Genomic DNA, 12,703 nt, shown 5'->3' with positions numbered 1-12,703 from the left:
ACGCCCGCGCCCTCGCTGCCCATCACGGCCGCCGGATCCGGGTACATGCCCAGGCCGATCAGCACGTCGCGGAAGTTCACGCCGGCCGCGCGCACCGCGATGCGCACCTGGCCCGTGTCCAGGGCGGCGGAGGCGGCGGGCACCATGCCGACGCCGTCGAGGGTGCCGGGGCTGACCGCCCCGACCCGCCACAGTCCGTCCGGCGGGACGAGTTCGTCGGCGGCCTGGCCGGCGGGCCGGCCCAGGCGGGGCGTGCGCACCTCGTTGCCGCGTACGGCCACCTGGCCGCCGGTCGGCGAGGGGTTCTCGGCGACGGCGGCGAGCACGGCGAGGGTGGCCGGGGTGAGGTCCCCGTCGACGTCGGCGAGGACGATCCGCCCCGGGTGCTCGGACTGCGCCGAGCGCAGCAGACCCCAGACCGCCGCGCCGGGCAGGTCCCGCACCGCGTCCGCCGGGGTGGCGGCCACCGCCGCCCGGGTCAGCACGACGAGCGTGGTGTCGGCCAGCGCCTCACTGTCCAGCCAGGAGTGCAGCACTGCCAGGACGCGGGCGGTGGCCGTACGGACTTCGTCGGGCAGGTCGCCGTCCGGGGTGCCGGCGGGCACGGGGACCACGAGCGCGCGGGGCGCCTCGACCGTACCGGCCGAGACCGCCGCGGTCAGCTCGCCGACGGTCGGGAACACTGGCGTGACGAGGTCCGCCGGGGCGGGTCCGTCGCCGAGCAGCATCCAGCCGGAGACGTCCCGCGCCGGGGTGACCGTCTCGGTCTGCCACGTCACCTCGAACATCGACCGCTCCGCGGCCTCCGCACCGGTGGCGTCGGTCATCTCCCGCAGGGCGAGCGACTCGACCGACACCACGGGCACGCCGGACTCGTCCCCGGCCACCAGCCGCACGCGCGAGCCCACACGGGTCAGCCGAACCCGCAGCGTCCGGGCGCCGGAGGCGTGCACCTGCACGCCCTCGAACGCGAACGGCACGCGCGGTCCGCCGGAGCGCTCGGCCAGCAGCAGCCCGACGGGGTGCAGGGCGGCGTCCAGCAGCGCCGGGTGCACGGCGAAGCCGCCGGCGTCGCCGGCCGCCTCGTCCGGCAGGGTCACCTCGACGTACGCCTCGTCGCCGGCGGTCCACAGCCGCCGCAGGCCCCGGAACGCCGGTCCGTAGGCCAGGCCGCGCTCCGCGAGCGCCGGGTACCAGCCGGCGAGGTCCACCTCGGTGCCTCCGGCCGGCGGCCAGGAGCCCAGCGCCGGCTCGTCGGTGGCCTGCTCCAGCAGACCGTCGGCGTGCCGCGTCCAGGGGTCCTCAGGGTCGCCGTCGGGCTGCGAGTGCACCGCCACGCTCCGGGTTCCGGAGCCGTCGGCCGCGCCGACGCGCACCTGCACGCGGATCGCGCCCGGGTTCGGCAGCACCAGCGGCGCGGCGACGGTCAGTTCCCGCACCCGGGAGGCGCCGACCTCGTCGCCGGCGCGCACCGCGAGCTCGACGAGGGCCGTGCCCGGCAGCACCACGGCGCCGCCGACCACGTGGTCGGCGAGCCACGGGTGCGTGGACGCCGACAGCCGGCCGGTCAGCACGACCTCGTCGTCGCCGGCGAGGCGCACCGCCGCGCCGAGCAGCCCGTGCCCGGCCGCGCCCAGCCCCGCGCCCGACACGTCGCCGGTGGCGGAGCGGTCGAGCACCGGCCAGAACCGGTCCCGCTGGAAGGCGTACGTGGGCAGGTCGACAGGGGTGGCGCCGGAGCCGGCGAAGACGCGCGACCAGTCGACGGGCACGCCGGCGACGTGCAGCTCGCCGAGGTTGGCCAGTAGCTGACGCGGCCCGTGCCCGTCGCGGCGCAGCGAGCCCACCACCACGCCGCCGTCGGCCTTCCGGTCGAGCGCGTCCTGCACGGCGATCTTGAGTACGGGGTGCGGGCTGACCTCGACGAACGTCCGGAAGCCCCGCTCGATCAGCTGGTCCACGACCGGCGCGAGCCGGACCGGCTCCCGCAGGTTGCGGTACCAGTAGTCGGCGTCGAGCCCGGCGGTGTCGATCGGCTCGCCGGTGACTGTGGAGTGGAAGGGCACGGTGCTGGAGCGGGGGTCCACGGTGCCGAATCGGGCGATCACCTCGTCGCGGATCGGGTCGACGTGGCCGCTGTGCGCCGCGAAGTCGACGGCGATCTGCCGGGCGCGGACGTCGCGCTCGGCACAGTGCGCGAGCAGTTCGGCGACCGACGCCGAGTCGCCGGCGACCACTGTCACGGCGGCGCCGTTGAGGGCGGCGACGGAGAGGCTGCCCCGCCACGGCGCGATGAGCCGCTCGGTGTCGGCGGCCGGGAGCGGCACGGAGACCATGCCGCCGCGACCAGCGATCGACAGCAGGCCGTGGCTGCGCGCCACGACGAGCCGTGCGGCTTCGGCGAGGGTCAACGCGCCGGCGACGCAGGCCGCGGCGAGTTCCCCCTGCGAATGCCCGATGACGGCGGCCGGTTCGACGCCGCACGCGCGCCAGAGATGCGCGAGGGACACCATGACGGAGAAGAGCGCGGGCTGGACCACGTCCACCCGGTCCAGGGGCGGCGCGCCGGGCGCCTGCCGCAGCACGTCCCCCAGGTTCCAGTCGACCAGCCGGGACAACTCCTCGGCGCACTCGTCCATCCGCTGCCGGAAGACCGGCGAGGTCTCCATCAGGTCCAGCGCCATCGAAGTCCACTGGGAGCCCTGGCCGGGGAAGACGAAGACGACCTTCGACGCGGCGTCCGCGCCCGCCGGGGAGGTGTCGCCGTCGGCGAGGGCGGCCAGCCGGGCGAGCGCGTCGTCCCGGCCGGTGGCCACGACGACCGCGCGGTACGGGTGGTGCGCCCGCTGGGTGGCCAGGGAGAAGCCGAGGTCCCGCGGGTCGAGGTCGGCGTCGCCGGCGAGCCGTTCGCCGAGGCGGGCAGCCTGTGCCCGGAGCGCGCGGGGGCTTCTGCCGGAGACCGGCAGGGGTACGGCGGCGGGCCCGACCAGGCCGGGAACGTGCCCCGCCGGCACGGGCGTCGGGGCCGGCTCGCCGGGTGCCTGCTCGATGACGGTGTGCGCGTTGGTGCCGCTGATGCCGAACGACGACACGGCGGCCCGGCGCGGCCGGTCGACGGCGGGCCACGGCCGGGCCTCGGTGAGCAGTGCGACGGCTCCGGCACTCCAGTCGACGTGGGGCGAGGGCTCGTCCACGTGCAGGGTCGGCGGCAGCACGCCGTGCCGCATCGCCAGCACCATCTTGATCACGCCGGCCACCCCGGCCGCTGCCTGGGAGTGGCCGATGTTCGACTTGATCGAGCCGAGCCAGAGCGGCTCGCCGGCGGCACGGTCCTGGCCGTAGGTGGCCAGCACCGCCTGCGCCTCGATCGGGTCGCCGAGGACGGTGCCGGTGCCGTGCGCCTCGACCGCGTCCACGTCGGCCGGGGCGAGCCGCGCGTTCTCCAGGGCCTGGCGGATGACCCGCTGCTGCGACGGGCCGTTCGGCGCGGTCAGCCCGTTGGACGCGCCGTCCTGGTTCACGGCGGAGCCGCGCAGCACGGCGAGCACCCGGTGCCCGTTGCGCCGGGCGTCGGAGAGGCGCTCCACGAGCAGCATGCCGACGCCCTCGGACCAGCCGGTGCCGTCCGCGCCGGCGGCGAACGCCTTGCACCGCCCGTCCGGGGCGAGGCCGCCCTGCCGGGAGAACTCGGAGAACATGCCGGGCTGCGCCATCAGCGCCACCCCGCCGGCCAGGGCCATGTCGCACTCGCCGCCGCGCAGCGCCTGGGCGGCGAGGTGCAGCGCCACCAGCGACGAGGAGCAGGCGGTGTCGACGGTGACCGCCGGGCCTTCGAGGCCGAACATGTAGGCGACCCGCCCGGAGGCGACGCTGCCCGCCGTGCCGGTCAGCAGGTGCCCCTCGAGGCCGTCCAGGTCGTCGCGTCCGCTGGTGGCGTAGCCGGATGAGGCGGCGCCGACGAAGACGCCGGTGGCGGTGCCGCTGAGGGTGGCGGGGTCGATGCGGGCGTACTCGAAGCTCTCCCACGCGGTCTCCAGCAGCAGCCGCTGCTGCGGGTCCATGGCGAGGGCCTCACGGGGGCTGATGTTGAAGAAGCCGGCGTCGAAGTCGGCCGCGTCGTAGAGGAAACCGCCCTGGTGGGTGACGGTGCCGCCGGCCTGGTCGCCGTCCGTGCCGTACAGCCGGTCGAGGTCCCAGCCGCGGTCCGCCGGGAACTCGCCGATGGCGTCGGCCCCGGAGGTGACGAGCTGCCACAGCTGCTCGGGGGTGGCGACGCCGCCGGGGTAGCGGCAGGCCATGCCGATGATGGCGATCGGCTCGTCGGCGTCGGCGGTGACGACCGTACGGACGGTGGCGCCGGCTCCCGTGGCCGGGCCGAGCTGCGCGAACAGGTGCTCGGCCAGCCGGGCCGGGGTGGGATGGTCGAAGGCCAGCGTGGCGGTCAGCCGCAGCCCGGTGGCCGCACCGAGGCGGTTGCGCAGTTCCACCGAGGTCAGCGAGTCGAAGCCCAGGTCCTTGAAGGCGCGGGCGGCGGGGACCGCCTGTGCCGAGGCGTGCCCCAGCACCATGGCGGCCTGGCCGCAGACCAGGTCGACGAGCGCCTGCCGGGCGTCCGCCTCGGACAGGCCGTCGAGCCGCTCCCGCCACGACGCCCCGGCACTCGGCCGATCGGTGGCGGTGCGGCGCCGGCCGCCGCCGCGCAGCAGGTGCCGCATCAGCGGCGGTACGCCGCTCGCCTCGCCGGTGACGTGGAGGCGGGCCGCGACGAGCACCGGCCGGGCCGCCGGCAGGGCGGCGTCGAAGAGTTCGACGCCCTCGGCCGGGGAGAGCCGGCTCATCCCGACGCGCCGCAGCCGCTGCTGGTCGTCGCCGTCGAGGTGGGCGGTCATCGTGCTGTCGGTGGCCCACATGCCCCAGGCGAGGCTGGTGGCGGGCAGCCCCTGCTGCCGGCGGTGCTGCGCGAGGGCGTCGAGGAACGCGTTCGCCGCCGCGTAGTTGCCCTGCCCCGGCGAACCGAGAGTGGCCGCCACCGACGAGAACAGCACGAACGCCGACAGGTCCAGGTGCCGCGTGGCCTCGTGCAACGCCCACCCGGCGTCCACCTTCGGCGCCAGCACCGYACGCAGGGCGGACTCGTCCAGCGAACCGATGGTCGCGTCGGCGATCACCCCGGCGGTGTGCACCACCGCGGTCAGCGGGTACGCCGGGTCGATCCCGGCGACCAGCTCGGTGACCTGCGCGGGGTCGCTGACGTCGACGGCCACGGCGGTGACGTCGGCGCCCGCGTCGGTCAGTTCCCGGACCAGGGTGGCGTACGCGTCGTCCCGGCCGGGTGCGCGGCGGGAGGCCAGCAGCAGGCGGCGGGCCTGCCCGGTGGCGACGAGGTGCCGCGCGAGTACGCCGGCCAGGGTTCCGGCCGCGCCGGTGAGCAGCACGGTGCCGTCGGGGTCGGCGGGCGCGGGGATGCGCAGCACCACCTTGCCGACGTGGCGGGCCTGGCTGACGTGCCGCAGCGCCTGCCGGGCCTGACGCACGTCCCACACCCGTACGGGCAGCGGACGCAGCGCGCCCCGCGCGAAGAGGTCGAGGATCTCGGTGAGCATCTCGCCGATGCGGGTGCTGCCCGCCTCGTTCAGGTCGAACGCGCGGTACGCCACGCCCGGGTGGTCGGCGGCGACCGCCTCCGGGTCGCGTACGTCGGCCTTGCCCATCTCCACGAACCGGCCACCGCGCGGCAGCAGCCGCAGCGACGCGTCCACGAACTCACCGGCCAACGCGTCGAGCACCACGTCCACCCCGGCACCGCCGGTGGCCGCGCCGAAGACCTGCTCGAACTCGGTGGTCCGCGACGACGCGATCCGCTCCCCGGCCACCCCCAGGCCCCGCAGCACACCCCACTTGCCGGGGCTCGCCGTCGCGTGGACGGTGGCGCCGAGGTGGTGGGCGAGCTGGATGGCGGCCATSCCGACGCCACCGGCGCCGTTGTGGATCAGCACCGACTCGCCGGACCGCAGCCCGGCGAGGTCCCGCAGCGCGTAGTACGCCGTCAGGAAGACCAGGGGGACGGACGCCGCCTGGGTGAAGGACCAGCCGGCGGGAATCTTGGCGATGCGCCGGCGATGGGCGACGGCCTGCGGGCTGAACCCGAGTTCGAACATGCCCATCACCCGGTCGCCGGGCGCCAGGTCGGTCACGCCGGGGCCGACCTGGACCACGACGCCCGCGCCCTCGCTGCCCATCACGGCCGCCGGATCCGGGTACATGCCCAGGCCGATCAGCACGTCGCGGAAGTTCACGCCGGCCGCGCGCACGGCGATGCGCACCTGGCCCTCGCCCAGCTCCGCGGGCGTGGCCGGCACCGGCGCGATCCCGTCCAGGGTGCCGCCGGTGACGGGGGCGAGGTGCCACGGGCCGGGCGGCGGGGTCAGTTCGTCGCCCACCGGCCGCGCCAGCCTCGGCACGAGGGTGCGCTCGCCGCGCACCGCGAGCTGGCCGCCGGAGACCGACGGGTCGACGGCGGCCCCGGCCAGCACGGCGAGGGTCGCGGGGGTCAGTTCGCCCTCGACGTCGGCGACGACGATCCGCCCCGGGTGCTCCGACTGCGCCGAGCGCAGCAGGCCCCAGACGGCGGCGGCGGCGAGGTCGGTGACCTGGTCGTCGTCCCCGCTGGCCACCGCGCCCCGGGTCACCACCACGAGCTTCGTGTCGGCCAGCGGCTCGGCGGCGAGCCAGGACCGCAGCACGTCCAGCACACCGCTGGTGGCCGCCCGCACGGCCTCCGGCACGGGGACGCCGGGATCGCCGGCGGGCACCGTCAGCAGCACCTGCCGGGCCGTGGCCCCGTCCGCCGCCAGGGTCGCCACGTCCGCGAAGACCGGCACCTCCGGCAGCGCGTCCGGTGCCGGCCGGCCCAGCACCGCCCACCCCGGAAGGTCGTCGACGCTCTCGATCTGCTCGGCCTGCCAGGTCACCTCGTACAGCGACCGGGCGGCAGCGCCCCGGGTCGCCGTCGCGGTCATCTCCCGCAGCACCAGCGAGTCCACCGAGACCACCGGCGCGCCCGAGCCGTCGCAGGCGACCAGCCGCACCCCGGAGCCGTCCCGGGTCAGCCGCACCCGCAGCGTCCGGGCGCCCGAGGCGTGCACCTGCACGCCCTCGAACGCGAACGGCACGCGCGGCCCGCCCGTGGCCTCGGCCTCGAGCAGCAGCGCCACCGGGTGCAGCGCGGCGTCCAGCAGCGCCGGGTGCACCCCGAACGCGCTCGCCTCGCCGGCCGCCCCGTCCGGCAGCGTCACCTCGGCGTACGCCCCACCGTCGGCCGTCCAGGCCCGCCGTACGCCCTGGAACACCGGCCCGTACGACAGGCCGTGCTCGGCCAGCGCCGGATACCAGCCGGTCAGGTCCACCTCGGTCGCGCCCGCCGGCGGCCACTCGCCGAGCCCCGGCTCGTCGGCCGACACCGGTTCGAGCAGGCCGTCGGCGTGCCGCACCCAGTCGGTGTCGTCGTCCTCCTCGGGCTGGGAGTACACGGACACCGTCCGCACGGCGGCGTCGTCGGCAGCGCCGACGCGCACCTGCACGCGTACCGCCCCGGAGTCGGGCAGCACCAGCGGCGCCGCCACGGTCAGCTCCCGTACCCGCGACGCGCCCACCTCGTCGCCGGCGCGGACCGCCAGCTCCACCAGGGCGGTGCCCGGCACCACCACGTTGCCGCCGACCACGTGGTCGGCCAGCCACGGGTGCGTCGACGTCGACAGCCGGCCGGTCAGCACCACCTCGTCGTCGCCGGCGAGCCGCACCGCCGCGCCGAGCAGCGGGTGCCCCGCGACGCCGAGGCCGGCGCCCGACACGTCGCCGACCCGCCACGGCAGCACCTCGGGCCAGAACCGCTCCCGCTGGAAGGCGTACGTGGGCAGGTCGACCCGGGCGGCGCCGGTGTCGGCGAACCACTCCCGCCAGGACACCGGCAACCCGTGCACGTGCAGCTCGGCGAGGGCGTGCAGCAGCGCCTGCGCCTCGGGCCGGTCCCGGCGCTGGGCTGCGACGGCGAGCACGTCGTCGTCGGGCAGCACGTCGGGCGTCATCGCGGTCAGTACGCTCTGCGGGCCGACCTCCAGGAAGGTGTCGACCCCGGCGGCGCGCAGCGCGGCGAGCCCGTCGGCGTAGCGGACCGCCTCGCGGACGTGCCGTACCCAGTAGTCGGCGGTGCGGATCTCGTCGGCGTCGGCGAGCGCACCGGTCAGGTTCGACACGATCGGCAGCGTGGGGGCGGCGAGGTCCAGCCGCTCGACGATGCCGCGGAAGCGCTCCAGCACCGGCTCCATCAGCGGGCTGTGGAACGCGTGACTGACGGCCAACCGGCGGGTTCGCACACCCCGGTCGCGCCAGACGCGGTCCACCTCGTCGAGGGCGTCGACGGCGCCGGAGACCACGACGGAGGTCGGGCCGTTGACGGCCGCGACGCCGACCCGGTCGGTCAGCCCGGCGATCGACTCCGTCACGGCCGCCTCGTCGGCGGCCACGGCGAGCATGCCGCCGCCGTCGGGCAGCGACTGCATGAGCCGGCCCCGCGCCGCCACCAGCAGGCAGGCGTCCTGGAGGGACAGCACCCCGGCCACGTGCGCGGCGGCGATCTCACCGATCGAGTGCCCGCCCACGAAGTCCGGCACCACGCCGAACGACTCCACGAGGCGGAACAGCGCCACCTCGACGGCGAAGAGCCCGGCCTGGGTGAACGCGGTCTGGTCCAGCAGCTCCGCCTCGGCGGAGCCCTCCGGCGCGAACAGCACCTCCTTGAGCGGGCGCGGCAGCACCCGGTCGAGATGCCCGCACGCCTCGTCGAGGGCGGCGGCGAAGACGGGGAACTCGGCGTACAGCTCGCGGCCCATGCCGGTGCGCTGCGCGCCCTGGCCGGAGAAGAGCACCGCCAGCGGACCGCGGTCCCCGGCCTGGCCCGTGACCACGGTGCCCGACGGCGCGCCCGCCGCCAGGGACTCCAGGCCCGTCAGCAGGCCCGCACGGTCCCCGGCGAGCACCACCGCACGCCGGTCGAGCGTCGAGCGGGACACCACCGACGACCAGGCGACATCGAGCGGGCGCGGCTTCTCGTCGTCGCTGAGCCAACGGGCCAGCCGGTCCGCCTGCGCGGCGAGCGCGGCCGGCTGCGCGGCGGAGAGCAGCATGGGCACGACGGCGGGACGGCGGGACGGGGTGGCGCGGTCGCCGGCCGGGTCGGGGGTCGGCGACTGCTCCAGGATCAGGTGGGCGTTCGTGCCGCTCATGCCGAAGGACGACACGCCCGCCCTGCGGACGTGCTCGCCGCCGGCCCACGGGCGCGCCTCGTCGAGCAGGGCCACGGCGCCGGTCGACCAGTCGACGTGCGGTGAGGGCCGGTCCACGTGCAGGGTGGGCGGCAGCACGCCGTGCCGCATCGCCATCACCATCTTGATGACGCCGCCGGCGCCGGCCGCGGCCTGCGGGTGGCCGATGTTCGACTTCAGCGAGCCCAGCCACAGCGGGCGGTCGGCGGGGCGGCCCTGCCCGTACGTGGCCAGCAGCGCCTGCGCCTCGATCGGGTCGCCGAGCCGGGTGCCCGTGCCGTGCGCCTCGACGGCGTCCACGTCGGACGGACTGAGCCGGGCGTTCTCCAGCGCCTGCCGGATCACCCGCTGCTGCGCGGGGCCGTTGGGGGCGGTCAGCCCGCTGCTGGCGCCGTCCTGGTTGACGGCGCTGCCCCGGATCACCGCCAGGACGGGGTGCCCGTTGCGCCGGGCGTCGGAGAGCTTCTCGACGAGCAACATGGCGACGCCCTCGGACCAGCCGGTCCCGTCGGCGTCGGCGGAGAACGCCTTGCACCGCCCGTCGGAGGCGAGCCCCCGCTGGCGGGAGAACTCGACGAAGGCGCCCGGCGTGGCCAGCACTGTGACGCCGCCGGCCACGGCGAGGGAGCACTCACCGTCGCGCAGGGCCTGACCGGCGAGGTGCAGGGCGACCAGCGACGAGGAGCAGGCGGTGTCGATGGTGACGGCCGGCCCCTCCAGCCCGAAGGAGTACGCCAGCCGGCCGGACATGACGCTCGCGGCGGTGCCGGTGAGGACGTAGCCCTCCGTGCCCTCGGGCAGTTGCCGCAGCACGGACGTGTAGTCCTGCCCCGCGGTGCCGACGAACACCCCGGTACGGCTGCCCCGCACCGACGCGGCGTCGATGCCGGCCCGCTCGAAGACCTCCCAGGTCACCTCGAGCAGGAGGCGCTGCTGCGGGTCCATGGCCAGCGCCTCGCGCGGCGAGATCCCGAACAGGGTCGGGTCGAACAGACCCGCGTCGCGCAGGAAGCCACCCCGGTTGCTGTACGTGGTGCCGGGGTGGTCGGGGTCGGGGTCGTAGAGCCGGTCGAGGTCCCAGCCCCGGTCGTCGGGGAACGCGCCGGTGGCGTCCACCCCGCCGGCGACGACGTCCCAGAGGTCTTCAGGTGAGGCGACGCCACCGGGGAAACGGCAGGCCATGCCGACGATCGCGATCGGCTCGGCGTCCTCGTCCTCCAGCTCGGTCAGGCGCCGACGCGCCAGGCGGAGCTCGGAGGTCACCCACTTCAGGTGTTCGAGGAGCTTGTCTTCGTCCGCCATGACCCACCCGCCCAGAGCTTGCTATCGATCGGAATCTGCCGATTCGTTGACCACACCACCGCCGGCGGGCCGGCTTCGTGCACAGGTGGGTGCAGACGCGGCCGTTCGGCTCACGAAACCCACACCTGTTCCTGATTCCGGTCGTCGTGCCTGCTCAGGCGCCCGCCACGCCGGACAGTCCCGCCGACACACGCCCGCCACCGTGACTGGACGGTACTGAGCGCCCAACACCCGCCCAACCCCTAGAGAACCCCTGATCGACCGGCCCGCGGGCGGCGTCCCGGCAGGCTCCGGGAGCGGCGGTGACCAGCGCCACGAGGGCCATTCAGGCGGCCGACGGCAGGATGCGGCGCAGCCGGCCGGGGGGCGTCGACCGGCGGCGCCACTCCCGCGGGTAGCCGACCGAGACCTCTTCGAACCGGACCCCGTCGTACCAGGTGGTGCGCGGGATGTGCAGGTGACCGTAGACGGCGACGCGGGCGTCGAAGCGGACGTGCCAGTCGGCAGTGGTCTCGGTGCCGCACCACTGGGCGAACTCCGGGTACCGCAGGATCCGGGTGGGCTCGCGTACGAGCGGGAAGTGGTTGACCAGGACGGTGGGCAGCCCGCCGCGCTCGGCGGTGAGCCGGCGCTCCGTCAGGGCCAGCCGCGCCCGGCACCAGGCGTCCCGCGTCGGGTACGGGTCCGGGTGCAGCAGGATCTCGTCGGTGCAGACCACGCCGACCTCGTGGGCCCGTGCCAGGGCCTGCTCCTTCGTGTACGTCCCCGGGGGCCGGAAGGTGTAGTCGTAGAGCAGGAACAGCGGCGCGATCAGGACCGGGTCGTCGCCCTGCGGGTCCCAGACGGGGTACGGGTCCTCCGGAGTCACCACCCCGAGCCCCCGGCACAGCTCCACCAGGTGCTGGTAGCGCGCGTCCCCCCGCAGCTGGATCGGGTCCTCGCGGGGAGTCCACAGCTCGTGGTTGCCGGGGGCCCAGATGACCTTGGCGAAGCGGCGGCTGAGGAGTCCCAGCGCCCACTCGATGTCGCCGACGAACTCCCCGACGTCGCCGGCGACGACGAGCCAGTCGCCGTCGCGCTCCGGCCGCAGCCGCTCGACGATGGCCTTGTTCTCCGCGTGCACCACGTGCAGGTCGCTGATGGCGAGCAGTTGAGGCAAGCCGGATCCGGCCATGCGGACCTCCCGTCCATCCGGGGTACCGCACGCACCCACATCCGTACCGCTCGGCTGCCGGTGGGCAGGGCGAGACGGCCTGGCGTGCTCCGACCCTACGGAGCCGGATCCACACCGGCACACCCCTAGACAGGCTTCGTGGACCCCTAAGGGCGCGCCTGCCCGACGGCGCCGGCCAGGCGTCCGGCGCCATCGGGTGCCCCTTTCCCCGGCCCGTCCCGCCCGGGTCGGGCAGTGTCCGCTCAGGACTTGCCGAACTCCCGCTGGATGATGTCGAAGAGCTCGTCCCGGCTGGCCGACTCCAACTCCTCTGCGGCGGCCGGCGCCGATGCGGTGGCGGCGGGTCGGCCCCGCCACCGGGTCAGCAGGTCCTCCAGCCGACCGACGACCGCGTCGTCGACCTGGTCGCCCGGCAGCCCGCCGAGGAGCTTGTCGAGGCGTTCGATCTCGGCCACGATCGGCAACGCCGGCTGCTCGGGCGCCAACTCGGCCCGCAGGTGACCGGCGAGCGCGTTCGGGGTGGGATGGTCGAAGACGAGGGTGGCGGGCAGTCCGATGCCCGTTGCGGCGGTCAGCCGGTTGCGCAGCTCGACTGCGGTGAGCGAGTCGAAGCCCAGTTCGAGGAAGCCGCGGGCGGGCCTGATCCCGCTCGGCGTGGCGTGTCCCAGCACCGCCGCGGCGGTGCCGCGGACCAGGTCGAGCAGGATGCGGTCGCGCTCCGGCCCGGAGGCGGCGGCGAGCCGCTCGCGCAGCGCCGACGCCGCGCCGCGGTCCTCGCCCTTCGGCGCCTCCTCGGCCGGTGCGGGCTGTGCTGCTTCGGGGATGTCGGTGAACAACCGGGACGGACGCAACGCCGTGAACGACGGCACAAACCGATCCCACCGCACATCCGCCACCACCACCTGCC

Annotated in this window: 3 protein-coding genes; all 3 read right to left on the bottom strand. The window is 75.8% G+C overall.

Annotation, left to right across the window (positions count from 1 at the left end; translation table 11 throughout):
* Positions 1-10,583, bottom strand: a 10,583-nt coding sequence (locus tag A8711_RS00015) for an SDR family NAD(P)-dependent oxidoreductase (RefSeq protein ID WP_369830095.1), incomplete at its 3' end; no start/stop codon positions are given.
* A 364-nt stretch (positions 10,584-10,947) separates the two neighbouring features.
* On the bottom strand, positions 10,948-11,796 hold the full coding sequence (locus tag A8711_RS00010; RefSeq protein ID WP_043331321.1) for a metallophosphoesterase: 849 nt from the start codon (positions 11,794-11,796) through the stop codon (positions 10,948-10,950).
* A gap of 242 nt (positions 11,797-12,038) precedes the next feature.
* On the bottom strand, positions 12,039-12,703 hold a 665-nt coding region (locus tag A8711_RS00005; protein WP_218062391.1), incomplete at its 5' end, for an acyl carrier protein.

Origin of the sequence: Micromonospora sp. II (assembly GCF_001709195.1) — a bacterium.
GTDB classification, from domain to species: Bacteria; Actinomycetota; Actinomycetes; order Mycobacteriales; family Micromonosporaceae; genus Micromonospora; species Micromonospora chalcea.
The sequence above is the reverse complement of the archived record's forward strand: the minus strand, read 5'-3'. Positions and strand labels throughout refer to the sequence as shown.